The sequence below is a fragment of the Wolbachia endosymbiont (group B) of Germaria angustata genome, assembly GCF_964026725.1.
GTDB lineage: Bacteria > Pseudomonadota > Alphaproteobacteria > Rickettsiales > Anaplasmataceae > Wolbachia > Wolbachia pipientis_C.
Genome location: NZ_OZ034691.1, coordinates 1,008,882 through 1,031,960, shown reverse-complemented (window position 1 = coordinate 1,031,960; position 23,079 = coordinate 1,008,882). Strand labels below are relative to the sequence as shown.

Annotated in this window: 26 protein-coding genes, 1 tRNA gene and 1 pseudogene; 16 read left to right on the top strand and 12 right to left on the bottom strand. The window is 33.2% G+C overall.

What is annotated here, in order from left to right:
* Window positions 1–86: 86 nt before the first annotated feature.
* The 6 genes from AAGD63_RS05035 to AAGD63_RS05010 all read left to right on the top strand — a co-directional run bounded on the left by AAGD63_RS05035 (window position 87) and on the right by AAGD63_RS05010 (window position 5,254).
* Window positions 87–911, top strand: a complete 825-nt coding sequence (locus AAGD63_RS05035; protein WP_341813243.1) for a hypothetical protein — start codon at window positions 87–89, stop codon at window positions 909–911.
* A gap of 124 nt (window positions 912–1,035) precedes the next feature.
* Entirely contained in the window at window positions 1,036–2,562 is a 1,527-nt protein-coding gene (locus AAGD63_RS05030; RefSeq protein WP_341813242.1) for an acyl-CoA carboxylase subunit beta, read from the top strand.
* A gap of 671 nt (window positions 2,563–3,233) precedes the next feature.
* Window positions 3,234–4,034: a hypothetical protein gene (locus tag AAGD63_RS05025; protein ID WP_341813241.1), complete on the top strand. Its 801-nt coding sequence runs from the start codon at window positions 3,234–3,236 to the stop codon at window positions 4,032–4,034.
* Window positions 4,003–4,458, top strand: coding sequence for a hypothetical protein (locus AAGD63_RS05020; protein WP_341813240.1), 456 nt, complete (start codon window positions 4,003–4,005; stop codon window positions 4,456–4,458). The genes AAGD63_RS05025 and AAGD63_RS05020 overlap by 32 nt, the downstream gene beginning before the upstream one ends.
* Window positions 4,459–4,523: 65 nt before the next feature.
* On the top strand, window positions 4,524–4,778 hold the full coding sequence (locus AAGD63_RS05015; RefSeq protein ID WP_341813239.1) for a hypothetical protein: 255 nt from the start codon (window positions 4,524–4,526) through the stop codon (window positions 4,776–4,778).
* A 320-nt stretch (window positions 4,779–5,098) separates the two neighbouring features.
* Window positions 5,099–5,254 carry a hypothetical protein gene (locus AAGD63_RS05010; RefSeq protein ID WP_341813238.1) on the top strand — a complete coding sequence of 52 codons (156 nt, stop codon included), beginning with the start codon at window positions 5,099–5,101 and terminating at the stop codon, window positions 5,252–5,254.
* A 7-nt stretch (window positions 5,255–5,261) separates the two neighbouring features.
* On the opposite strand, the gene AAGD63_RS05005 is transcribed toward AAGD63_RS05010, so the two are convergent.
* Window positions 5,262–6,608, bottom strand: a complete 1,347-nt coding sequence (locus tag AAGD63_RS05005) for an IS110 family transposase (protein WP_341813147.1) — start codon at window positions 6,606–6,608, stop codon at window positions 5,262–5,264.
* Window positions 6,609–7,070: 462 nt separating this feature from the next.
* A tRNA-Thr gene (locus tag AAGD63_RS05000) sits at window positions 7,071–7,143 on the bottom strand.
* A 19-nt stretch (window positions 7,144–7,162) separates the two neighbouring features.
* Here AAGD63_RS05000 and AAGD63_RS04995 point away from each other — a divergent pair.
* From AAGD63_RS04995 to pdxH, 3 genes are read left to right on the top strand one after another with little or no spacing between them, the layout of a single operon-like run.
* The gene (locus tag AAGD63_RS04995; protein WP_264330807.1) at window positions 7,163–7,384 is read left to right on the top strand and encodes a hypothetical protein; all 222 of its coding nucleotides are present in this window, start codon (window positions 7,163–7,165) and stop codon (window positions 7,382–7,384) included.
* Window positions 7,385–7,401: 17 nt separating this feature from the next.
* Window positions 7,402–8,217, top strand: a complete 816-nt coding sequence (mutM, locus tag AAGD63_RS04990; RefSeq protein WP_341813237.1) for a bifunctional DNA-formamidopyrimidine glycosylase/DNA-(apurinic or apyrimidinic site) lyase — start codon at window positions 7,402–7,404, stop codon at window positions 8,215–8,217.
* Window positions 8,218–8,232: 15 nt separating this feature from the next.
* On the top strand, window positions 8,233–8,826 hold the full coding sequence (pdxH, locus tag AAGD63_RS04985; protein WP_341813236.1) for a pyridoxamine 5'-phosphate oxidase: 594 nt from the start codon (window positions 8,233–8,235) through the stop codon (window positions 8,824–8,826).
* 113 nt (window positions 8,827–8,939) lie between these two features.
* Here pdxH and AAGD63_RS04980 read toward each other — a convergent pair whose 3' ends face one another.
* The 4 genes from AAGD63_RS04980 to trmD all read right to left on the bottom strand — a co-directional run bounded on the left by AAGD63_RS04980 (window position 8,940) and on the right by trmD (window position 12,310).
* Window positions 8,940–9,737, bottom strand: a complete 798-nt coding sequence (locus tag AAGD63_RS04980) for a phosphoribosylformylglycinamidine synthase subunit PurQ (RefSeq protein ID WP_341813235.1) — start codon at window positions 9,735–9,737, stop codon at window positions 8,940–8,942.
* Window positions 9,734–10,984, bottom strand: a complete 1,251-nt coding sequence (locus tag AAGD63_RS04975; protein ID WP_264330701.1) for a PstA family ABC transporter permease — start codon at window positions 10,982–10,984, stop codon at window positions 9,734–9,736. Before AAGD63_RS04975 ends, AAGD63_RS04980 begins: the two co-directional genes overlap by 4 nt.
* Before the next feature lie 253 nt (window positions 10,985–11,237).
* Window positions 11,238–11,615: a 50S ribosomal protein L19 gene (rplS, locus tag AAGD63_RS04970; protein ID WP_006014069.1), complete on the bottom strand. Its 378-nt coding sequence runs from the start codon at window positions 11,613–11,615 to the stop codon at window positions 11,238–11,240.
* Window positions 11,612–12,310, bottom strand: a complete 699-nt coding sequence (gene trmD / locus AAGD63_RS04965) for a tRNA (guanosine(37)-N1)-methyltransferase TrmD (protein ID WP_063630865.1) — start codon at window positions 12,308–12,310, stop codon at window positions 11,612–11,614. Before trmD ends, rplS begins: the two co-directional genes overlap by 4 nt.
* Before the next feature lie 74 nt (window positions 12,311–12,384).
* Between trmD and purC the strand changes: the two genes are divergently transcribed.
* Window positions 12,385–13,107, top strand: a complete 723-nt coding sequence (purC, locus tag AAGD63_RS04960; RefSeq protein WP_341813234.1) for a phosphoribosylaminoimidazolesuccinocarboxamide synthase — start codon at window positions 12,385–12,387, stop codon at window positions 13,105–13,107.
* Here the strand turns inward: purC and purM are convergent.
* The gene (gene purM, locus AAGD63_RS04955) at window positions 13,104–14,141 is read right to left on the bottom strand and encodes a phosphoribosylformylglycinamidine cyclo-ligase (protein WP_341813233.1); all 1,038 of its coding nucleotides are present in this window, start codon (window positions 14,139–14,141) and stop codon (window positions 13,104–13,106) included. The two genes, purC and purM, sit on opposite strands and share 4 nt — an antisense overlap.
* A gap of 137 nt (window positions 14,142–14,278) precedes the next feature.
* Between purM and AAGD63_RS04950 the strand changes: the two genes are divergently transcribed.
* Both AAGD63_RS04950 and virB9 read left to right on the top strand, forming a co-directional pair.
* The gene (locus AAGD63_RS04950; protein WP_341813232.1) at window positions 14,279–14,905 is read left to right on the top strand and encodes a histidine phosphotransferase family protein; all 627 of its coding nucleotides are present in this window, start codon (window positions 14,279–14,281) and stop codon (window positions 14,903–14,905) included.
* Between the two features lie 534 nt (window positions 14,906–15,439).
* Window positions 15,440–16,225 carry a P-type conjugative transfer protein VirB9 gene (gene virB9 / locus AAGD63_RS04945; RefSeq protein ID WP_006014058.1) on the top strand — a complete coding sequence of 262 codons (786 nt, stop codon included), beginning with the start codon at window positions 15,440–15,442 and terminating at the stop codon, window positions 16,223–16,225.
* 7 nt (window positions 16,226–16,232) lie between these two features.
* Here virB9 and AAGD63_RS04940 read toward each other — a convergent pair whose 3' ends face one another.
* Entirely contained in the window at window positions 16,233–16,826 is a 594-nt protein-coding gene (locus AAGD63_RS04940) for a ribonuclease HII (protein WP_006014056.1), read from the bottom strand.
* A 5-nt stretch (window positions 16,827–16,831) separates the two neighbouring features.
* A complete protein-coding gene (gene mraY / locus AAGD63_RS04935; protein WP_006014054.1) occupies window positions 16,832–17,812 on the bottom strand; it encodes a phospho-N-acetylmuramoyl-pentapeptide-transferase in 981 nt (326 codons plus the stop codon).
* Between the two features lie 157 nt (window positions 17,813–17,969).
* On the opposite strand from mraY, the gene AAGD63_RS04930 reads away from it, so the two are divergent.
* From AAGD63_RS04930 to AAGD63_RS04920, 3 genes are all read left to right on the top strand, one after another.
* Window positions 17,970–18,164, top strand: coding sequence for a hypothetical protein (locus AAGD63_RS04930; protein ID WP_341813231.1), 195 nt, complete (start codon window positions 17,970–17,972; stop codon window positions 18,162–18,164).
* Between the two features lie 230 nt (window positions 18,165–18,394).
* Window positions 18,395–18,949, top strand: coding sequence for a hypothetical protein (locus AAGD63_RS04925; RefSeq protein WP_341813230.1), 555 nt, complete (start codon window positions 18,395–18,397; stop codon window positions 18,947–18,949).
* A 68-nt stretch (window positions 18,950–19,017) separates the two neighbouring features.
* Window positions 19,018–19,581, top strand: coding sequence for a DNA-3-methyladenine glycosylase (locus AAGD63_RS04920; protein ID WP_264331007.1), 564 nt, complete (start codon window positions 19,018–19,020; stop codon window positions 19,579–19,581).
* A 197-nt stretch (window positions 19,582–19,778) separates the two neighbouring features.
* Here the strand turns inward: AAGD63_RS04920 and AAGD63_RS06165 are convergent, their stop codons facing one another.
* Together AAGD63_RS06165 and AAGD63_RS04910 are read right to left on the bottom strand one after the other, a co-directional pair.
* A complete protein-coding gene (locus tag AAGD63_RS06165; protein ID WP_410542031.1) occupies window positions 19,779–19,844 on the bottom strand; it encodes a hypothetical protein in 66 nt (21 codons plus the stop codon).
* A 323-nt stretch (window positions 19,845–20,167) separates the two neighbouring features.
* Entirely contained in the window at window positions 20,168–21,187 is a 1,020-nt protein-coding gene (locus AAGD63_RS04910) for an Mrp/NBP35 family ATP-binding protein (protein WP_341813229.1), read from the bottom strand.
* Between the two features lie 79 nt (window positions 21,188–21,266).
* On the opposite strand from AAGD63_RS04910, the gene AAGD63_RS04905 reads away from it, so the two are divergent.
* Window positions 21,267–22,130, top strand: a complete 864-nt coding sequence (locus AAGD63_RS04905) for a hypothetical protein (protein ID WP_006014093.1) — start codon at window positions 21,267–21,269, stop codon at window positions 22,128–22,130.
* Between the two features lie 79 nt (window positions 22,131–22,209).
* On the opposite strand, the pseudogene AAGD63_RS04900 reads toward AAGD63_RS04905, so the two are convergent.
* A pseudogene (locus AAGD63_RS04900) lies at window positions 22,210–22,590 on the bottom strand (IS4 family transposase); the annotation flags it as partial.
* Between the last annotated feature and the right edge of the window lie 489 nt (window positions 22,591–23,079).

Sequence of the window (23,079 nt, the reverse complement as noted above, 5' to 3'; positions counted from 1 at the left end):
GTTTAACTATTGACTTGATAGATTATATATCTATCCTAATATTAGGATATTTTATCTTAAGTTTATTATGTAAAATTGGAGGCGCTATGCATAATGCAAATGAAACTTTAATAATGAATTTCGATCAAGTTGCTCAATTAACTCCTAAAATTTATAAATTAGGGATACCTTATAACAACAGGACACGTATATATAACTATATAACTTTAGCTAAAGCATTGGAGAATCTCAATGATCCATCCCGGTCACATGCAAATAAGGAGCTTTTTTTGAGTGAAAATGATGAAGAAACTAAGAAATTTCTGAGTGTAATTCGAAAAGGAATTGCTGAATATACAGGTAATGATTCTGTAGATGTGAGGTTGAGAGGAAAAGAAGATAAATCATTTACTGCATGGGTATCGTTAAAAGAAGGCAGAGGTGAGTTAAAATTTGATAACTCATTTCCTAGTAAAGCCTTAAAGGATAGTAATCCAAAAATTGGAGCTTTTACATTGGTATCTCCAGAAGATAAAAGGTTGGTGCGTGTTTTACAAAGTGATAATGGTGTAAGGCTTTATCAAATACTAAATGAGTCTTGTATAATTAAATTTAACTGGAAAGTGGGTGATAGAGATTGCAGTATTGCTTTAAATATTAGTGGAAATGGTAACGTATTTTGTACTGATTTAAGTGATAATATAAGTCCTGAGGACTTCGAGGAAAACAAAGCTGTAAAAATAAAAATTGGCTATTATGAGAATAAGAAGATGGATAAATATAATGACATGACTCTAGCAAAATTGGTCTCATTAGCTTCAAACTTACAAGGAATTGAAAGAGAAGTTATAACAATTAATCCATCAACAGGTGTAACAAGTGCAAGTGCACAGAATGTTAGTGAGTCTCAGCATTCTCAAAATATTAAATAGAAATTGCTAGCGCATTAATTATCGTACACATACACCGTTGCATGCAGTAACGGTGTATGTGTATAATCAATAGGATTTGTAAGCTCAATAAAGTTTACAACCAATTTGAAAGTTATTTTACTACATGCAAGACTCTGAAATACTAGAAACTCTAAAGATCAAAACATTAGAAGCCGAAAAAGGAGGAGGTCCTGATAGGGTTAATAAGCAACATGAAAAAGGAAAGCTAACCGCTAGAGAAAGGCTGAGTATATTGCTCGATGAAAATTCATTTCAAGAGTATGATAAGTTTGTGAAGCATCACGCAACTGATTTTGGCATGCAAAATGCTGATTTTTTAGGTGATGGAGTTGTAATTGGCCATGGTACTATTTATGGCAGAAAAGTTTTTGTTTATTCTCAGGATTTCACTGTCTTTGGTGGATCACTTGGTGCATTACATGCAAAAAAAATATGCAAAATTATGGATATGGCAATTAATGCCAGGATTCCAATTATCGGACTAAACGACTCTGGTGGAGCTAGAATTCAAGAGGGAGTAAATTCCCTTGCTGGTTACGGAGAAATTTTTCAAAGGAATGTAAATGCATCAGGCGTTATACCACAAATCTCTCTAATCATGGGTCCATGTGCTGGTGGGGCAGTTTATTCTCCAGCACTGACTGATTTTACTTTCATGGTAAAAAATAGCTCATACATGTTTATAACCGGACCAGATGTAGTGAAAAAAGTTACATATGAGAACGTAAGCCACGAAGATCTCGGTGGAGCAAAAATTCATACAAGCAAAACAGGAGTAGCAGATTTTGCGTTCAATAACGATGTTGAAATGCTGCTGAAAATCCGTGAATTCCTTACCTTTTTGCCAGCAAACAATCAAGAGTTGACAAAACCTGTAACAATCTGTGACTTAATTGATGATGTTGATGAATCTTTGAACACTCTAGTCCCTACCAATCCTAACACTCCTTATGATATATATGAACTTATTGAAAAGGTGTGTGATGAAAGGAAATTTTTTGAACTAAAGCCCGATTTTGCTCGTAACATCATAATTGGCTTTGGCAGAATTGGAGGAAATACTATTGGTGTTGTTGCAAATCAACCTATGCACCTTGCAGGATGCTTGGATATTGACTCTTCAAGAAAAGCTGCGAGGTTTGTAAGATTTTGTGACGCGTTTAACATTCCCATCATCACACTTATTGATGTTCCAGGTTTCCTGCCAGGTACAAATCAAGAATACAATAATATAATACAACACGGAGCGAAACTGCTTTACGCTTACGCTGAAGCGACCGTGCCGAAAATTAGCCTTATCACTAGAAAAGCGTATGGTGGTGCATATATTGTTATGAACTCAAAGCATTTAAAAGGTGATATAAATTATGCTTGGCCAACCGCTGAAATAGCTGTAATGGGCCCTGAAAGTGCAGTTGAAATTATATTTAGGCATGAAAAAGACCAGCAAACGTTAATCAAAGAATATAAAGAGAAATTTGCTAATCCATTTTTTGCTGCATCACATGGATATATTGATGATATAATAGTGCCAAGTAAAACAAGGTATCACCTTCACAAAGCACTAGAACTACTTAAAAACAAGAAAGTAGAAAGAATATGGAAGAAGCATGATAATCTTCCTTTGTAACTTTCCTCTCAGTCTTTATTGTAAGGTCTACAGTGCCGTTACACCAAGAATAGCGCTTGGATTACCAATAACGCTAACTTTTGGGTTCTTTTTTCTACAATGTATTCTTACTTTAGCTAAAAATTACTTCCGCATATTTTAAGTCTGATTATAATGACAATTAGAGATACTTTTAGAGCTCAAAAATTTATCTTTGTCTGCAGACTTTTTTTATTAAACTCATAAAAAAATGTAGCGTATCCTCTTCAGCGTATGTGGGTGCATACACACATACTTAATTTCTGTCGTATGTGCACTGCATTTTTTTCTAATCTTTTTTTCATAGGGGGATTTTATGTTCAGAATTCCAGATACTTGACCTTTACTTTAGCTAATAAAAACCAACTGGTACCTGCGGTTTTTATAGCCTCAAAATTTCAATCAAAATTCAACTATCATTCAAAGAAACTTATAGTTATTCTTAGTGTTATTACTATAGTAACAGCGCTATGATGATAAGAATATGGAATCCTTTATAACTTTCTTCTCAGTCTTTATTATAAGGTGTTCAATAATATGGGAAGAGTAAAGTTTTAAAGAGATAATTAAAATTATCCTTATCACCTACTTAGCAATAAATTATATTTGCTTAATCGTAATTACTTACACTTCTTCAATGTCCTGTTTTATTTATGGCAAACATTAAGCTTAAAAATGTACACAGTCTATTGAATTATATTATTTGTTTTTTCCTTATATACATTCAGTATATGCATTCTGCTATTGCTTTAGATAACTCTTCATCACATTTAAAAAACTTACCTGATTTTTTACCTTTTAGAAAACCTTTTGATAATATAGAAAAAATTATTAGAACTGACGATTTTAGAAGTTTTGATCTTGATAAAAGAAATAAGCTTTATACCAATGCTCATAATAGTATCAGTCTTGTAAATATTATTAATAAAATTATCTTAGCTCAAGATAACTTATTCATACTAGAAAGTAAGCCGTATAATATAGTACTTGTTGATAATCCAAATCTTAGTAGAACTACAGGTACTGCAGGAAAGGACTATGTAATTATTGAGGGAAGCTTAAAAAAAAATATCAAAGATTATACTAGAGTGATATCACATGAATTAATTCACAGATATATAGGACATATAATAGAGCAAGACAACGATAAGAAAAATGAAATAAAATATAAGTGGTTTTTTGAAGGATTTACGGAATTTTATGGAGTGAAAACCTTACTTGACACGAAACTTATTGATAAAGATGAGTACTTAAAAATAATTAATATTACTTTAAAAGAGTATTTTAATTCTTTAATAACTAATATTGATTTCGAAAAAATAAATCAAAAGCATTTACTTGATCAAAACATAAGCATGTTGAGTTATAACAAAGGTTTTATTCTTGCAATGATAATTGATGAGAAATTAAATGAGGTTAGTAATGGAAGGTATAACTTATTATACTATAAATAGTATAATAAGTGAAATAACTTCAAAGAAAGTTAATTTTAATGTTGACTTATTTGCAAGTCATTTAAAACACCACTTACCAGAGTCCTTTATAAAAGATATCATAGCCTCTATAAGAGATTCTAGTATACTTCTCAGTTTATTACCTAGTAGATTACTAAATAAAAATTTAACTTTTCAAGATACTGATAAGTATAGTGATATATGCTTTAACTTAACCAGAAGTCTAGAGCTACAAAAAATACGTGGGGTTAAATTAGGTAGTGATTGCCATAATATGGGACTCAAGGATGGTCAAGGACTAAAGTGTTATAGTATTGACTTCAATAGTGGTAATATTAAGTTAAAAGTCCTTGAAAACAAGATACCGAAAGTTATACATTTGAAAGCCAACAAAATAACGAGTAGCACTCCAATATATAAATAGCTCAAATAAATGCTTGACAAAAGCTATAGTAAACCTAGACTTTGCTATTTTAAAGTAAAATAATTATGGTAAACAATAAAGAAAAACAAGTGGATTTATTATTAGAGCGTCTTAGCGCTAATATCGGTCAAGTTAGTAGTAGTGTCATACTTAAAAGAATAGAAAAGCTTTCAAGTAATTTTCATGGTAGAAATAATCACAGTAGCCATTGTCAGTTTGATAGAGATGGTGGAGGACATAGTAATATATGCTGGGCAGATAAGATTACAGAAGACTTAAGTAAAATTAATAGCGGAAAGGGTAAGGAAGTGTCCAGGTAATTTCCACGATAGAAGTAATTACTTTAAGCACAATAGTTACTGTCAATTTGAATGTGAGGTATGTTGGTGAAGGCTGGTGTTATACTTAAAACTATAGAAAGGTGTAATATTAATTGCACCTACTGCTATTATTTTAATAAAGCTGACCAATCGTGGCGCAATCGAAAGCCTCATATATCGATGGAAATGATTGATAAGTTCAATGATCTTATTTCTCAAGGAGAACATGTGTCCCTCATAAATTTGTCGAATATAACATCAGCAATACTAGTTGGGCTAAGTTCTTATCAGATAAATTTTTTAATAACTTTTTGAGTGATATGAAAAATAGGCCTGATGATTGTAAGCAGTGTGGTTATGAAAATATTTGTGGTGGGGGAAGTTATGGTAACAGGTTTAACCCTGCCAACGTAAGTTTTAATAATCCTTCAGTATATTGTGAGGGATTTTTGGCAAAGGATAAGACAGTCTTCTAACAAACTCCTAAGAACCTTTTTCATCTATCGGCTCCTCTTTCATTAGTATATAACCAAATTCCTTTGCTTTTTTAAGCAAATTTTTGACTACTCTCTCTTTGTAAAGTGTTTCATAATAGTTCATTCCTTTCTCTACATATTCTTGTCCATATTTCAACATTTGATAAAAGATACATGCTAATTTCCTTGCTGTCGCAGTTATTGCTTTTGGTGCTCCTAGCCTTTTTTTCAGCCTTCTACTATATGCACCTATTGCACTTTTGCTTCTCAACACACAATGGGCAGCCATTCGAAATGCATTCGCAGCGCGGTTAATAACTTTACGAGTTCCTGTTCCAACAATTTTTCCTCCTGTAATTTTATTAGCAGGGCTTAATCCAAGCCAGGAAGAAAAATGTTTTTCTGTTGGCCATTTATTATGATTTATACCTGTTTCCGAAATGATAGTTTGTACACTTAATACATCAAATCCCGGGACTTTAGTAAAATCTATCCCGGTTATTCGATTTAAATCCTCATCCGCAGCAAAATCTGGACCATTCTTCTGCTTCCGCTTTCGTATTTTATTCAACATCCTGTTCTCATTTGACTTTGCCTCAAATGTTTTATAGTAACTCTCTATACTTTTATCACATTCCGTTATTTGCTCTTGAAAAAAAGTATATGCTGCATATTCTTGTTTTAGTGCAAACAAGTGTTCTTCTCTATAGTCTCCTGTTAATGCTTTTGCTATAGTAGGCTTGTCATTCTTCATGTTTGAATTTCTAAATTCAGCTAGTTTTTGGGGGTCTTTCTCTCCTTCAATTATTGCTTTAATAATTTTCATGCCTGTTAAACCGTTGATATCACTAATAACCTTATGCAATTGAATATTCATTTGAATTAGCGCTTTTTGCATACGTTGAGTATGTTTAGCTGCATTTTCAATTAGATTAGCACGTTGTCTAACGTAACTACGCAATACACACATTTGATTATCCGGTCTAAATGATCCTTGAAGCAGTCCATAGCTGTGCAATTGTTGCAGCCATTGACAATCCTGAACATCAGACTTTCTACCAGGCACATTTTTGACATGTCGCGCATTTACTAGTTTTACCTCAAATTTATATGATTCTAATATTTGAAATAAGGGAATCCAATATACTCCAGTTGACTCCATGGCCACAGTTCTAACCTGACACTTTTTTAACCACTTTGCTAAGTTGTGTAGATCTACTGTAAAGCACCCAAATTTTTGGATACGTTGTTCATCTCTTCCTTCAGGTGCACATACATAATGTACAGTCGAGCCAATATCAATCCCTGATGCGTCAGGGTTTATTATTTTTAATTTACTTTTTGCTTCTGCCATATAAAATTCCTCCTATACTATTATGATAAGAAGCACTTCAGCTTGGGACGGTTAGGTTATACAATCTTCTAAACGAGGTAGTCCAGAAAGAACTCCATCAATGGCTTTACCGTTTCCCCCAAAACCATGCTTTCAAACGGGCATTTATAGCACCATTGATTGTTTCGGTTATAGCTGCAGAAGCGCTTCTTCGTAAAACTATATCCAAAAAACATAAAGTAAAGAGAAAGAGTTTCTTTAAAACATAAAGTAAAGAGAAAGAGTTTCTTTTTGGTTTTATAGATTTCGTCTGTTCAGGCTTTTAATAAATGGATTTTCTAAAGAAAAATTACGGTAGGTATTATTGAATAGTAATACTGAAAAAGCAGCTTAATGGTAGTGTATAAAAGGTATTTACTAGACATTTTTCTATAATCTAATTAGCATCTAGAGGGTTGACTTTATGAATATCGTCCTCTAAACTGCCGTTACCAAGATTCGAACTTGGGACCTCGTCATTACCAATGACGTACTCTACCACCTGAGCTACAACGGCAAGTTCATGTATTATGATAATGAATAACATAAAAAAAAATAAGGAAAAAGAAGAAGAGAGAAAAAGATTGGCAAAAGCTTTAAAGCAAAATATTCTAAAAAGAAAAAAACAGCAACAGAGTAGACAAAGCAGACCCCTTTCAAAATTTGTTTGTGGTGAGGAATTTTTAGGAGAAAGCGCCGCAGAATACCCAAACATATTTGAGGAAGCTTTAACGACAAAATTACCATCAGAAACTTAAGTTTTTAAGGAGGTATCATGCCAGAGCTGCCAGAAGTGGAAGTAATCTCTAACTTCTTATTTGATAAAATCAAAAATAAGAAAATAAGCAATGTGACAGTCAATAATTGTAATTTGCGTGTACCAATAACAAAAAATATTGATGATTTGCTAAAGGGCAAAGTTATAAATGATATCAAGCGTAGAGGTAAATATATAATCTCGAATATAGATGCTAGTATGGATGTAATCATACACCTTGGCATGAGCGGAAAGCTTATATATGCTGAAGACAATCAAGCACAGAACAAACATGATCATGTGATATTCTTATTTTCTGACAACACTTCACTAATCTTTAATGACCCAAGAAGGTTTGGATTAGTGATTGTTTTAAACAGAGAGCAAGAACTAAATTTTTTTAATAACCTAGGAATAGAACCCCTCACAGATGAATTTGACGGAAATTATTTACAGAAGTTGCTAAAGAACAGAAAAGCAAATATCAAATCAGTATTAATGAATAATAAGCTAATAGTTGGCGTAGGTAACATATATGCTTCTGAGAGCTTATTTAGAGCTCGCATATCACCACTTAGGCTAGCACAAGATTTAACATATATAGAGTGCGAAAAACTTGCTATCGAAATAAAAAATACTCTGAGTGATGCAATTGCTGCTGGTGGTTCAACACTGAAAGATTATGCACAACCATCTGGATCTGCTGGATACTTTCAAAATAACTTTTACGTATATGGTAAAGTGCAAAAACCTTGCAGAATCTGCAACAATATCATAACACTTATACGACAAAATGGTCGTAGCACTTATTTTTGCAATGCATGTCAGAATTAAATTTTATTTTTGCATATGACACTCTTACCTGAAAAAGATCCTTTTGATTTGTTTTCAAAGTGGTATCAAGAAGTACTTAATTTTCCGTGTAAAGAGTCAACTGCAATGACGCTAGCAACGTGTAGCAAAGACTGCATTCCATCTGCAAGAGTGGTATTACTAAAGGAATATAGTAAAGAAGGTTTTGTATTCTTTACTAACGTAAACAGTAGAAAAGGAAAAGAATTGACTGAGAACCCCAAAGCTGCACTCGTATTTCATTGGATAGAGTTTTCTAGACAAGTACGAATTGAAGGAGAAGTTAGGCTTCTAAGCGGCAAAAAGGCTGACGAATATTTCTCTTCTCGAGCACGCGATAGTCAAATTAGCGCGTGGTGCTCAAAACAATCAAGAGTTCTGAAAAATTGGCAAGATTTTGAGCAGGCTATAGAATTGAAAGAGAAAGAATTTCACAATACACAAGTTTCTCGTCCTGACTTTTGGGTGGGATTTTGCGTAATCCCAAAGGTAATTGAATTTTGGCAAGAAGGTGAATATAGGAGACACACTAGATTTAGATATACTCTTGTTGAGAAAAGCAATTGGAAAGTGGAACAATTATATCCCTAACGTTAGAGAAAGCTACTCTGCAGATCAAAGATAAGGATTTATTGTCATAACAGGACCTGATCAAGTAACTTTTTATGGTTTAAAAACTTGTTGTATGTAACGTATTGTAATACTTACGCAAAATATTTTAGTGCATTCTCAAATATGAGCATTCCATCACCATATTTTGGCATAGCCACTCCTGAACGTTTACATTTTTCTTTTTCAAGAGGCCAGTTGTCCTGCTGAGTAAAAAATATTCCTCTCTCTGGGTGAGGCATTAAAGCTAGTACTCTTCCACTTTTATCTGATAAAGCTGCCAGGTCGTATATAGATCCGTTTGGATTGTAAGGAAATTGTAAATTTGCATAGTCACCATTTTCATCAACGTAACGCAGTGCAACGGAATTATTTTCAATCAATTGATTCAAAGTATCTTGATCCATAAAAAATTTGCCTTCCCCATGAGCAATAGGGAGATATAGTTCACTCAGGCCCCGTAGCCAAACAGAATTACTCTGCGGATTAACTCTCACTCTAATCCAACGACATTGGTAATTACCTATATCATTAGAGGTTAAAGCTAGATTAGAGAATTCTGGAACTAACTTTACTAATATCTGGCAACCATTACATATCCCTATAATAAGCTTATCCTGAGATAAGAAATTTTGAAATTCGTCTAACAAGTTGTTTTTTATACGCAAAGCAAATGCATTGCCAGCACCAGTGTTATCACCGTAAGAAAAACCTCCTGGAATTGCAAGTATATTACTTGATTTTAGTTCATCTGAATTACTTATAACTTCATTAATGTGAACGATTTTTACTTCAATATTATTAATACCAAGCTTTCTGCTGCATTCCATAAATGCAAATGCAGTTTCTTTTTCACAATTCAAGCCATAACCAGATAAAACAATAATTTTCATGAATCAAAAAACTCAAACTTTCTTTTTACAAAATTTGCTATTAAATTCAAAGCAAATAGCATTAACAATAAAGCTATAATTGCAATGGCAGCAAGCTCAATAAATGCAATTTCAGGACTACTTGACCATATGTATATTTGTACAGGTAAAACAGTTGCCGGATCGAAGAAGGATGTAGGTGTATCAGCAATAAATGCTACCATGCCTATCATAAGTAAAGGGGAAGATTCGCCTAAAATCCTTGCAATTGCAAGCACTGCACCATGTATTATCCTTGGTAACGCAATCGGTAAAGAGTGATCCAATATTACCTTGATGTGAGGTGCACCGAGCGCAAACGCTGCATCTTTTATTGCAATAGGAACGTTTGTAAAGGCATTTTTTGTTGCAATAATAATATTAGGCAGCATCATAAATGAAAGAGTCATCCCGCCAACAAGCGGTGAAGAACGGGGTAGCCCAAATATGCCCAAGTAAAGAGTCAGTCCTACCACACCAAATATTATTGAAGGCACTGCAGCAAGGTTATTCATGCTAATTTCTACAATACTGGTTATTAGCCTATTTCTAGGCATAAATTCATAAAGACAGATACCTGACATAATTCCTATTGGCAATGCCAACGCTAAGCATACTATAATTGTCATTAATGAACCGATAAATGCCCCTAAAATCCCTGCATTCTCAGGTTCACGAGAGTCAGATTTAAGGAATAAAGACTTATTAAAAAATTTTTTCACTCTCCCCTTTTCTTTTAGCCAATCAAGTAATTTAGCATAACGATCATTCAAATGTTTATCTTTATTTATTGAATTAATTATACTTGACGCGGTAAACCAGATCTCATATTCACCACTATTTTTTACTCTCTTACGAAAAAATTTCTCTAGTTCTTTGTAAGAATTACGACTTAAAATTTCGTCACCGTCTTTAAAATCAGTTCCTTCAAACACCTTACGTAAAGAATTGTTGAGTAAGCCAATGGACTTATATCGTAAATCACCAGGATTATTAGTTAAAATAAGATCAGCATTTATTTCAACTGGCAATAAAATTTTCGTTACTGTTAAAGCACTGTAAGAGTTAACTAATATACTCAACAATATACACACAGGACAGCCAAGTGAGATAACTAGTGCCGTGAAAGAACAAAAGCGTAACGCTCTGTTCTTTTTATTTTTTCTTTTTACACGAGCATGTACGCGCTTAGATTGAAGTAACTTAAGAAAGTTTTTCTTTATACTCATTTACTTTTCTTTACATGAGGATTTGAAAAAACTTTCCCCTTTTTCCAGTGCTTGACACTGAGATCTAGCAGGCTTTGCCTGCAAATAATTTTTATATTTTCCATGAAAGCACAAACCAAAAGGAGAATCTGGATCCCAGTGTCAAACACTGGGATGACACCACAGCGGGAGGCAAAGTACAGTTGTGCGTCACACATTGGGATAATAAGAGAGGGTTTTGAGATGATACAATTGACATCACTCCCTATTGTATCTACTTAGATTTTTTTTTAACATAAGTAGTACGTTCTTTGATCCTTGCAGCTTTCCCAAATAGCTTGCACAGATAATATAATTTTGCTCTACGGACCTTTCCCTTTCTCATCACTTGTACTGAAATTAATGCAGGAGAGTAAACAAAAAATTGTGATACTATACTTTCTCCATGACTTACCTTTCTAACTGAAAAAGAAGAGTGTAATCCACGATTTCTTTTTGATATACATACGCCCTCAAATATCTGTATACGCTCACCCGTACTATCAACTACCTTAAAAGTGACCTTCAAATCATCGCCAGGACAAAAAACCGGCATCTCTTTGGCTAATCTTTGTATTTGTTGTTCGTTAAATTTTTCAAGCAAGTTTGTCATTTATCATCTCCATTCAACAATTCAGGTCGACGTTCCTTTGTTCTAACGTATGACTGTTCCCTTCTCCAATCACTTATTTTTCTGTGATTGCCAGACAACAGAACCTCAGGAACTTTGTACCTACTCCACTGCTCAGGCCTAGTATATTGAGGATATTCAAGCATACCACCACTATAACTAAAACTTTCTTCAGCAACGCTATCGAAATTATTTACTACACCTGGAAGAAGCCTAATACATGCATCAAGAACCACCATCGCAGCTGGCTCACCTCCCGAAAGTATATAATCTCCAATACTTAACTCATAAGGAGTATACACATCAATTACTCTTTGGTCAACACCTTCAAATCGACCACACAATATTGTTACATGAGGAATTTCTGTTAACTCCTTTGCAATTCTCTGATTAAATTTTGTACCAGATGGAGTCATATAAATAAATCTAGTATTTTTATGAGCAGAAAGCACATTATCAACTGCATTACCAATCACATCTGGGCGCATAACCATCCCTGCTCCACCTCCATATGGAACATCATCCACAGTTGAATGTTTATCTTTAGCAAAAGAACGAATATTTACTATTTCAAGATTCCATATTTTTTTTTCCAACGCTCTTCCAGCAAGAGAATAGTTCAAAAATCCGGGGAACATTTCTGGAAATATGGTTAATATTGTAACATTGAACGCCATTAAGGTTTATTTTAAGTTATTTGGGGCTATACTCTAAGAACAGTAAATTGATATGATACATAGTTAAATTAAATATGCCACTGAATAAAACTATATACAAAGGTAAAGCCAAAGTCATTATTGAAACTGAAGACTCATCAACTGTTATACAGTACTTTAAAGATGATGTTACAGCATTCAATAAGGAAAAATATGAAATTATTGAGGGCAAAGGAATAATTAATAATCATGTTAGTGCTTTTATCATGGAAAAGCTTGAAGAAGCAGGAATTAGCACGCACTTTATAAAAGCTCTAAACGAAAGAGAACAGCTAGTCAAAAAGCTCAAGATAATACCTCTTGAGGTAGTGGTTAGAAATATTGCAGCTGGCAGCTTTTGCAAACGTTTTAATATCAAAGAAGGTGAGGCACTTACATCTCCTATAATCGAGTTTTTTTACAAAAATGATGACCTAGCCGACCCAATGGTGAATGAAAATCACATACTATATTTTGGTTGGTTATCCCATAAAGAAATGGAAGAAGTTAAAACTACAACTTTAAAGATCAACAAAATCTTAGTCGACCTATTTTCAAATGCAAATATATATTTAGTTGATCTCAAGTTAGAATTTGGCAAATTGATAAACAACAGCACTAAAATCATTTTAGCCGATGAAATCAGCCCTGATAATTGTAGGCTATGGGATAAAAATACTCATAAAAAGCTAGACAAAGATGTTTTCCGTTTAAATCTAGGAAACTTAAAGGAAGCATACTCAGAAGTTGCAAAAAGACTGTCGGTAAAGTTAGACTAACTAAATACTACTCTATCAAGTGGAGGCTGACATGCTTCATCAAGTTTTCCAATAATCTCAATTTTTTCTCCACGCTTTTGGAAATGGCTTTCCACATCCTTCATATTATCGGGATCTACAATCAGTACTATACCTATGCCGCAATTAAATGTTTTTAACATTTCTCTCTTTTCTATTTTGCCTTCTTCTTTCAGCCATAAAAATATATCTGGCCATTTCCAAGAATTAATATTTATGTCTACAAATAAATTTCCTGAGAGAATTCTTGGAATATTGTCTATTAACCCGCCACCTGTTATATGCGCAATGCCTTTTACCTTTGGCATAATAGGCAACAAAGAATCAACATATATCTTTGTTGGCTTCAGTAATATTTCACCCCAAGATTTATTATTCCATGGAGATATATCATTATAATTTATACCTAAGCTTTTAAAAATATGGTGCACCAAAGAAAATCCATTTGAGTGAATTCCATTTGATTCTAAACCAACTACACAGTCACCTGCTTTCATTATACTACAGTTTGGAAGAATTTGCTTTCGATCAACAACACCAACCACAAACCCTGCAAGGTCATAGTGATTGTTACCATACATTCCAGGCATTTCTGCAGTTTCTCCACCAACTAATGCTATTTTAGATTCCTTGCACCCTTCTGCAATGCCCTGGATTACAGACAATAAAACGTTTTTGTTTAAAACGCCTGTTGCAAAGTAATCAAGGAAAAATAAAGGTGTTGCTCCTTGTGCAAGTAAATCATTTACACACATTGCAACTAAGTCTATACCTATAGTATCATGCTTATTCACCTCTTGAGCTATTAATAGTTTTGTGCCTACTCCATCAGTTGAAGAAACAAGTACTGGATGGTCGTATTTCTTACTCAGCGAAGAAAAGTCAAACAATGCGGAAAATGATCCTACTTCACTAATTACTTCTTCTCCTTTAGTCTTTTCAATAATAGGTTTAACTTTTTTTATTAGTTCATTATATAGTTTAAGGTCTATTCCAGATTTAGCATAAGTATTCATAACGCCTTCATAAATCTTATAATTATTAATACTACATTAATGCTTTGACACAAAAAGCGCAACGAAACTTTCTCTTAAATTGACTACTACATGCCTACCAATATAGGGTTAACTTAAATCATTTATACTTTTATCCAATGAATAAAAACATAATGTTAATAACAGAGTGCCTATCAGGACGAATTCTTCATGATTTTGCTAGTTCTATGCAAGGAATAGTGGGTGGATTGGAAGAGCTTGAAGAAAACAATTCTAATATGCTAAAAAAAATAACATCACTACTTGAAGAAAGCTCTAATGATTTAATATATAAATATAAAGTTATGAAGCAAGCGTATTCTCGTTCATCAGATAATAGCAGCTTTGATAAGACTAAATCCAATATAGAAAATTATTTATTAAAAAAAAAAGTAAAGCTTAAGTGGAAGATAAGTGAATGCCCTACAGAAGACTTAATTGAAAGAATAAATAAGATAATCTCCAATATGGTGATAACTATAGTCAGTGCAGTGGCACAAATTGAATTAGTGTCTATTTTGCTGGCTAAAACAGAAGATAAAACACTACTAACTATAAAAGTAGAAAATGAACATAGATCAATAAGCACATCATTAGTAAGCAAGTTAACAAAAAAAAATGATATTCCTTTGGACACAAAAAACATTAGTATCTATATGACTTCTTTACTGTTAGAGCATTATAACACTAAAATCAATTGTATTTGCGAAAGTAATTCGCTGAATATAGGCTTAACTATAACTTGAGATGGCTTCATATTTCATGAAAAGGACTCGATACTATAAATTTGAATCTTGGATAAGGAAAGAAAAAATTTTGTGGAGTAACCTAGACATAAAATCTGTAGTTAATTTGCAGGAAGTGTTAAATAAACCATACGCGTCAAGTTAAGGAAATATCGTGAAATATAGCAACATTTGAGATGGGCATTTTATTTGTTACATTTATTTTTTTAGGGAGTTCTTATCTAGAAGGAGATGATTTTTTCAGAAGAATCTATAAATTAATAACTTTATTACTTAATATATAAAATAGTTTTTTTCGTTTCCTTTCTTCCTTATACCACTTTTCCTTAACTTGACGCGTATGGTTTATTTAACACTCCCTAATTTACCTCACAACTCATTTTAACATATATGAAAATAATGTTTAAAGAATTTTTTCCTGCAGTAATGAATTATTATGAAGCTTGCATTTTCTGTCGCTTACTACTGGGATAGCTTAACAGTTGCAGTGCATGTCTATCAATGATAAAATAAAAATCAGTTTATTTTGATACTATGATTAGGGTACTCTTTGTTGCACTATTATTTTTTTGTGGTGGTTATGCACTTGCAAAACAGGAACCACGACCAATAGCTGGTGATAACCACATAAAGGTAATGAATTATAATCCACAGGCTATACATAAGTACACGGGCTTTTATGGTTATCAATCCAGCATATTGTTTGAGCCAGGGGAGGTAATAGAGAGTCTTTCAATGGGTGATGCAACCGGTTGGCAACTCCTTCCTCAAGGTAATAGATTATTTATTAAGCCTATAGATGATATTGCCGATACTAATGCAACTATAATTACCAATAAAAGAGTTTATTATTTCGAATTTCATGCTGAAGAAGCAAACGGGCTAGATGATCCAAGGTTAGCATATGAAGTAAGGTTTCTTTATCCACTGTTCAACAGTGATGAAATTTATTCAACGAGTAACGGTGATATTCTAGAGCAAGCTAGTTATACCACTATCCCTGATATAAGTGATATTGAGGTTATAAAGAAAGGCTTGAATTTTAACTATTCCATCTCGCACGTTAAAGGCAGTCAATCAATAATACCAATTAAGGTTTTTGATGACGGAAAATTTACATATCTACAATTTAATAAAATAAACTCTGATTTCCCGGCAGTTTTTATGGTTGATTCTGCAGGATATGAGTCCTTGATAAATTTTCGTACAGTTGATGACTACCTGATAATTGAAAGAGTAAGCTCGGTATTTACCTTAAGAAACGGATCAAGTACAGTCTGCCTGTTTAATGAAAACATACCTTTCAAAAAAGGTAAGTGATTAAAGGCTATAGTATTCTTATAGGTGCAAAATTCTTTCTATGGTGCTTCGTAATTCCATGAAGGCCAATAGCGCTGAGGTGTTCTTTTGTTCCATATCCTTTATTTTTATACCAATTATATTGAGGATGTTTATTATGCAATTCTTCCATAAGCCGATCTCTTGTAACTTTTGCAACGATTGAAGCGGCTGCGATTGATATACTTAAGCTATCACCATTCACTATAGATTTTACTTGCCATTTTACTTCAGGTGGTTGATTACCATCAACTAACACATAATCTAGTTCTAAATCTAAATTTACCAGCGCACGTTTCATTGAAAGCTTTGTTGCTTGCAAGATATTGTATGAGTCTATCTCCTCTACACTTGCCATTCCTATACCAAATTTTGCAACAGACGTTATTTTTTCGTATAGAACTTGCCTACACTTAGGGGTTAGCTTTTTTGAGTCGTTTATTCCATCAATAACCGTATCTCTATCAGTAAATATTACAGCTGCAGATATCACTGGACCGGCAAGCGGACCTCTTCCAACTTCATCTACTCCTGCTATAATTCCTGATAATGTATTTTCTAATGTGAAATCTGGATATTTCATAGTTCCTATAATAAGAAAGTTAAAGCAAAAATCGAACAAACGATAGAAATTATCCAAAATTTTATAACTATTGTATTTTCTGACCACCCTTTCTTTTCAAAGTGATGATGTATTGGTGTCATAAGGAAAATTCTTCTTCCTGCTCCATATCTAAATTTTGTATATTTAAAATATGATACCTGAATAATCACAGATAAAGTCTCTATTACAAAGATTATTCCAATAACGGCAAAAAGCATTTCTTTTTTAATTAGAACACTAGTGAGTCCTAAAGCTGCACCGATTGATAGGCTTCCAACATCACCCATAAATATTTTTGCTGGATGTGTGTTAAACCACAAGAAACTTAAAATAGCTCCTATAAATGCAATGCAGAAGAAAGTAATGTTTACATCTGCCTGAGTTATGTATGCAATTAGCCCCAAAAAAGCAAAGGAAGTAATGGCTTGAGTTGCAGCAAGGCCATCCAAACCATCTGTGAGATTCACAGCATTGGCAGAGCCAACAATAACAAATGCAGCAAACGGAAGATATAGATAGCCAAGGTCGATTGCTACTTCTCTAAATAGAGAAATTTTTGTAAAACCTTCAGCAGATTGTAGCTTAAGTATAAACATACAGACCAGAGTAACGACAAACTGAATAAGTATTTTGGTTTTTGCACTTAAACCTCGGTGGTGATTTGTTTTCAATTTTAAATAGTCATCAATAAATCCAAGTAGAGCAAAAAATAGGGTTATAAATACTAAAAATAAAATTTCTTGTGTTAATTGAGTCCAAAACAGGATTGGTAATAAAGCAGAAGTGAGTATTATTATTCCACCCATAGGTGGTATATTCTTTTTTGTTATTAAATGACTTTCTGGTCCATATGATCTGATTGGTTGTCCATCTTTACTTATCTTTTTTAGAAGTTTTATAAAATAGGGAAAGAGAATAAACCCAAAAATAAATGAGATAAAAAACGTCTTTGTAGCTGAGATCACCTGCCTATTCAAAATTAACTAGATATTATACCAAAAGCTTTACCTAATCTCAATTTATACCTTTTTATCAGCTCATTTTATTTGGAGTAAATTTAGTTATTGATTAGTTATAGCAAAGTTTGCATACTGATATTTAGTTAATGGTAAGAGGTAGCATATGTTAGATTATATTAAAAAGCTTTTTTGGGCTACTACAGTACCTGATAATGAGAGTAGAGTTAAAAGTTCTTACACGCATATAGTAGAGAAACCTTCTTTTGGTGATGCAGCTTCAAAGTTGAGTAAGGAAGAAAGGTCAGAAGAGCATCTTGTTCTTCTAAAAGGTAAAGGCAATAGCTCTGTACAACTGTAACAGAAGGATCGTCTAGTATTCAGAATGCAGTATCAGGCAAGAACAAGCGTGAATATATCAAATTAGACAGTGATGAAGAATGGGATAAATTCTTTGAGTTACAGAATGATCCAGACACTAATACTACGAACAAAGAGCCTTTTTCTCCGAAGAAAGGAGAATCTCACTATCATGGCAAAGAGATCATAGGTAAAATTGCTGACCAAATTAAAGCAGAGATATCTGAAGGTATGAAAAATCATACTATAGGGTCCATAATGATAAAAGAAGGCAAAAGGGAAGAGAATATTGTTTACCCCACCGTGAGAGTTGTGCTACATGCCAATAAAGAAGGAGTAGATATAGCTAAACTTCTAGGCGGTAGTATATGTAAAGAGTATGGTGTAAGAACAATTACATTTTGTCATCCTAATCAAGAAAAAAAGAGGGGGGCATGTTGCTATATTAATAATAATAGTGATAATGAGGAAAGAGTTTATGAAATAATTAGTGGGTTATATGAAATGACTTTAAAGTGGTATGTTGATGGAAGAGAATGCAAAGTTAACATTGATGGTAAGAATGGTGTAACTCTCCTTGAAGGCAACGGTATTACTGCAGAGCAGTTGCGTGCAAATAAAGAAGTCAAAATAGGTAAGAGACGTGAGCCAAAATCTTTATATGAAGCGTTAGTAACGCAATTGCAACAAAAGAGCTCTGAATCAGTCAAGGTTTTACAGCAGTCTTCAACAGATGTAACAAATGTGACAACAACACCAACTTCTACTTCTCAGAGATGCTCTTGACTAAATAAATAAGAAAAAGCAAAAATAGTATAACTTGCTTACAAATGTAAGTAACTTGTACTTCTATGATGAATAACACAATATTACCAAGAAATTTCTATGAACGGCCAACTTTAACCGTAGCTGGGGAGCTGCTAGGGAAGATGCTGAAATTTTCTAATTTTAGTGGAATAATAACTGAAGTTGAAGCGTATATAGGAATGGATGACCCAGCTTGTCATGCAGCAAGAGGCTATACTAATCGAACCTCAGTAATGTTTGGTACGCCAGGGTTTTCGTACGTATATTTTATATATGGAATGTACTATTGTCTAAATATTGTAACAGAAGCAGAAGGATTTCCAGCAGCAGTGTTAATACGAGGATTAAAGCTCACTGAACCGCTTGAAGCAAATTTAGGCGGGCCAGGCATACTGTGCAAAAAATTAAACATTACAAAAGAACATAATAAACAAGACCTTACTATAAGTCATGAATTTTGTCTCTATGAATATCACCTCAAACCAGATTATGTGTGCACTCCAAGAATCGGAATTAGTAAAGGCAAGGAGAAATTTTGGCGATTTAAAAGTTGCGTTTTAGCAGAAATGCCTAAAATCACACTCAACAATAAATATAGATCTCCTGCATAAACTAGATAAAAAGGCAAATAGCCTTTTATGTTTACCAACAATAGACTTCTTGGATAACCTAAGGATATTTTTTGATCTTCTATGGGGGAGTTGAACATTCCCTTTTTATAAAACTTTTGCATACTCCTATTTAACTTTAATAGCTCTTTATCTTCCTGAAATCTGGATGTTTTATCAATGCATCTTCTATTCAGCTGTTAGCAAGAACTTTCACTTATTCCATAGCTTTGCGCTATATGGAAATATGTACGGTATTTACACAAATATTCGAGTGCTATTAATAAATATGCATTATTTATTTGGTTTTCCTCCTCTTGCCTTTTTCTTGGCCTCTTCCTCTATTAAAATTTCTATTATTTTTCTAATGTTTTTCCTTTTACTCCTCTTAGTCTTCGAAGCTTCTCTTCATCAAGTTTACTTACCTGCTCAAAATTTATACCTTCCCTAATATTGCTTCTACTACTTGTTTCCTAAGTTATCCAAGAAGTCTATTGTCTGTTCAGATACGAGGTAGCTGCTGCCATTTGAAATATTTTATTCACCTAAAATTACATTCTACCTATTTTAAAAGTAGTTTAAAAAAACTTTATAGACTGCATACAAAAGACCTAACATCTTTAGCAATGCCTTCATAAATCCTTACTAAATCCTCACTTAGCATTGAAGGGTCTCCACAATCAGAAGCACTACATATTTGCGGATCTAGAGGAACTCTGCCCAAGAGTTTGACTCCCAGCTCTTCAGACATTTTTTTTGCACCACCTTTTCCAAATATGTATATTTTTGAAGTATCTTGAACAAAATAGCTCATATTTTCCACAATGCCGATAATTGGCACGCTGAGCTTTGTGAGCATATCATAAATTTTTTGTGCATCGACTAAAGCAAGCTCCTGTGGAGTTGAAACTATTATTGCTCCAGTTAAACTAAAATTCTCCATCAGACTTAAATGTACATCGCCAGTGCCAGGAGGTGTATCAATGATTAAATATTCTATATCAGACCACCTTGTTCCCATTAGCAAATTGTAAAGTGCTTTTGTGATCATAGGTCCACGCCATATTGCTGCCCGGTCCTTATCAATAAAATAGCCAATTGAAATAGTATAGAGACCATGTTTCTCTATAGGCATTGCTTTACCACTCTGTATTTCTGATTTTAATTTCTCAGTGCCCAACATTTTAGGAATCGAAGGACCATATATATCTGCATCAACTAGCGCAACTTTATGTTTTAATTCTGCTAGCGAAAGAGCTAGATTTAGTGCAACTGTCGACTTACCCACACCTCCTTTACCAGAAGCAACGACAATTATATTTTTCACTCCTTTGATATGAAGTTTAGCTTTTTGTTGCCTAGCTTGTTTTTGACCAGTAGCAACTACAGTAACCTTCCCTACTCCCGGTATCGCCTTAACAGCTTGCTCACAATTTTTTCTTAATTCTTCATTTGGCTCAGTAACTTCAAGAGCAAAAGCAACATCTTTACCCTTAATAACAATTGAGGATACTACACCAACATTCTTACCACTTTTCTTCTCTATAACCTTTTTTAGGCTCTCTCTTACGATTTCCTCATTAACCTGTGTAAATTTTTTCCAGAACATATGATGAAATTTTTTCTATCGGTGTATACTAACATAGAATAATTAAACTGCACTGACTTTAAAGCGAGGTTACAAAAATATGCTAAATCATCAAAATTTAACACGAAAACAAAAAGGTTTGTATTTTCAGCTAAAAAGATCCATATGGAATGGAAGGAGCATCAGTAATATCTTGAAAGCAGCTTCAAGAAATGATTTACTAAAAGTTCTTATCACTGGATGTACTACACGATTTCCAACAGATGGAGTACGCACTTTAACACTGCTTAGCCTAGCCATACATGGAGACAATAATGAATGTGTTAATTCTATTTTAGAACAAGCTCAAAACAATGGTATACTACAAGATATTCTTACTACTGCAAATATTATAAACTATCAAAATGGTTTGATGTACACCTTAACATCGCTTGGCTTTGCCATACATCATAATAAGGGGAGGTATATTAATGTTATTTTAACAAAAGCCCAAGAAAATGGTATATTACAAGATATTCTTGCTTCTAGAAATATTGTACAGTATTTAAATATTATAGCGTATACTTTAACGCCATTTAGCTTTGCTATATATAAAGGCAATAACGAATGTATCAATTCTATTTTAATACGAGTTCAAAATAGTGATACACTGCGAAATATCCTTACTTCTAAAGATATTGTGCAGTTTCCAGGCGTGACGTATGTCATTAAACCACTTGCCTTTGCTATATATAAAGGTAATAATGAATGTGTCAATTCTATTTTAATACGAGCTCAAAATAGTACCATGCTACAAGATGCATTTACTGAAGTAAGTACTGTACTGTTTCCATATGGTAGATATACTTTGAATGCTTGTGAGCTAGCTATAGTTGTTAATGAGAACAATGCTAGTATTAGGACCGCATTAGATAATGTATCTATTTCTTCTAGGTATGTTAGAGAAAATAGCAAAGTTAATTAATTTCTTAAGTAACTCTTTCTTGCAAGTACTACTTTTTTATGTATTTGTTCAGGCAATGGCGTTAACTTAAGAGAATAAATTAGCAAGCTCTCCTAAAGGCATGATGGCGTTTAGGCTTATCTACTTTATTGAGGCTATATAATCTTCACGTTAACTTTAGTGCGTATTTTAAAAAGGGCTTGAAAGTTTTTTGGTGCTAATAAGCACCTGATAAAGTTTCTGTCTCATTACACAAATAAAACTGAAAAATTTAAACGATACTCAGCAATTTGATCTGGGTTCCAAGGCTCTTGTGCATCACACATATGAAGTATTGCACATGACCAAGTTTGCACAAAATTCTTGTTTCTAAATTTATCCCAGAAAAATTCTCTAATTCTGCTTCTACTTTGAGTCGTTTATAGCACTCCTCTATGTGACACCTTAATAGATAAGCTTTACTGATATCTTCTTTATTGAAATAAAATAGAAACCAAAGGTCCTATTTTTTACAGTATTTTACTCCTTAACATCTTTCCTTAAGTTGACGCTATTGGGCTTTGTTGCATCGCTATCTACGATGGATAAAAGATAAAAATGTAGAATATCAATAGCTTATTATTCTAGCATTTATAGTAAGGACAGTCAATAAATATCTAAATTTAAGTAAAAGAAGTTTTACTATCATTCACTAATCTAGCTAGAATTCAAGAATTTCAATGCTTTAGCTATTTTAAGTAGAATTAAATTTACTAGTACAAACAATAAATTACTATTCTTAAATTTAATCAGATTGATTGCAAAAAATAAGATTTTCAATAAGCTGCTTGTATAGTTAGCCTTTCATAGATAGTGATGCAACAAAGCCCGCTGGAATCTAGTTCATATTATATATTTATCTGATAAGTTCCATGTATGTGTAATTTATTTAAATTGACTCCTTATCATATAATTAAATACATTATTGAAA

Excerpts from the sequence above, each read along its gene's own strand:
- AAGD63_RS05035 (WP_341813243.1), top strand. The coding sequence starts at position 87 with ATGCATAATGCAAATGAAACTTTAATAATGAATTTCGATCAAGTTGCT.
- AAGD63_RS05030 (WP_341813242.1), top strand. The coding sequence starts at position 1,036 with ATGCAAGACTCTGAAATACTAGAAACTCTAAAGATCAAAACATTAGAA.
- AAGD63_RS05025 (WP_341813241.1), top strand. The coding sequence starts at position 3,234 with ATGGCAAACATTAAGCTTAAAAATGTACACAGTCTATTGAATTATATT.
- AAGD63_RS05020 (WP_341813240.1), top strand. The coding sequence starts at position 4,003 with ATGGAAGGTATAACTTATTATACTATAAATAGTATAATAAGTGAAATA.
- AAGD63_RS05015 (WP_341813239.1), top strand. The coding sequence starts at position 4,524 with ATGGTAAACAATAAAGAAAAACAAGTGGATTTATTATTAGAGCGTCTT.
- AAGD63_RS05010 (WP_341813238.1), top strand. The coding sequence starts at position 5,099 with ATGAAAAATAGGCCTGATGATTGTAAGCAGTGTGGTTATGAAAATATT.
- AAGD63_RS05005 (WP_341813147.1), bottom strand. The coding sequence starts at position 6,608 with ATGGCAGAAGCAAAAAGTAAATTAAAAATAATAAACCCTGACGCATCA.
- AAGD63_RS04995 (WP_264330807.1), top strand. The coding sequence starts at position 7,163 with ATGAATAACATAAAAAAAAATAAGGAAAAAGAAGAAGAGAGAAAAAGA.
- mutM (WP_341813237.1), top strand. The coding sequence starts at position 7,402 with ATGCCAGAGCTGCCAGAAGTGGAAGTAATCTCTAACTTCTTATTTGAT.
- pdxH (WP_341813236.1), top strand. The coding sequence starts at position 8,233 with ATGACACTCTTACCTGAAAAAGATCCTTTTGATTTGTTTTCAAAGTGG.
- AAGD63_RS04980 (WP_341813235.1), bottom strand. The coding sequence starts at position 9,737 with ATGAAAATTATTGTTTTATCTGGTTATGGCTTGAATTGTGAAAAAGAA.
- AAGD63_RS04975 (WP_264330701.1), bottom strand. The coding sequence starts at position 10,984 with ATGAGTATAAAGAAAAACTTTCTTAAGTTACTTCAATCTAAGCGCGTA.
- rplS (WP_006014069.1), bottom strand. The coding sequence starts at position 11,615 with ATGACAAACTTGCTTGAAAAATTTAACGAACAACAAATACAAAGATTA.
- trmD (WP_063630865.1), bottom strand. The coding sequence starts at position 12,310 with ATGGCGTTCAATGTTACAATATTAACCATATTTCCAGAAATGTTCCCC.
- purC (WP_341813234.1), top strand. The coding sequence starts at position 12,385 with ATGCCACTGAATAAAACTATATACAAAGGTAAAGCCAAAGTCATTATT.
- purM (WP_341813233.1), bottom strand. The coding sequence starts at position 14,141 with ATGAATACTTATGCTAAATCTGGAATAGACCTTAAACTATATAATGAA.
- AAGD63_RS04950 (WP_341813232.1), top strand. The coding sequence starts at position 14,279 with ATGAATAAAAACATAATGTTAATAACAGAGTGCCTATCAGGACGAATT.
- virB9 (WP_006014058.1), top strand. The coding sequence starts at position 15,440 with ATGATTAGGGTACTCTTTGTTGCACTATTATTTTTTTGTGGTGGTTAT.
- AAGD63_RS04940 (WP_006014056.1), bottom strand. The coding sequence starts at position 16,826 with ATGAAATATCCAGATTTCACATTAGAAAATACATTATCAGGAATTATA.
- AAGD63_RS04930 (WP_341813231.1), top strand. The coding sequence starts at position 17,970 with ATGTTAGATTATATTAAAAAGCTTTTTTGGGCTACTACAGTACCTGAT.
- AAGD63_RS04925 (WP_341813230.1), top strand. The coding sequence starts at position 18,395 with ATGAAAAATCATACTATAGGGTCCATAATGATAAAAGAAGGCAAAAGG.
- AAGD63_RS04920 (WP_264331007.1), top strand. The coding sequence starts at position 19,018 with ATGAATAACACAATATTACCAAGAAATTTCTATGAACGGCCAACTTTA.
- AAGD63_RS04910 (WP_341813229.1), bottom strand. The coding sequence starts at position 21,187 with ATGTTCTGGAAAAAATTTACACAGGTTAATGAGGAAATCGTAAGAGAG.
- AAGD63_RS04905 (WP_006014093.1), top strand. The coding sequence starts at position 21,267 with ATGCTAAATCATCAAAATTTAACACGAAAACAAAAAGGTTTGTATTTT.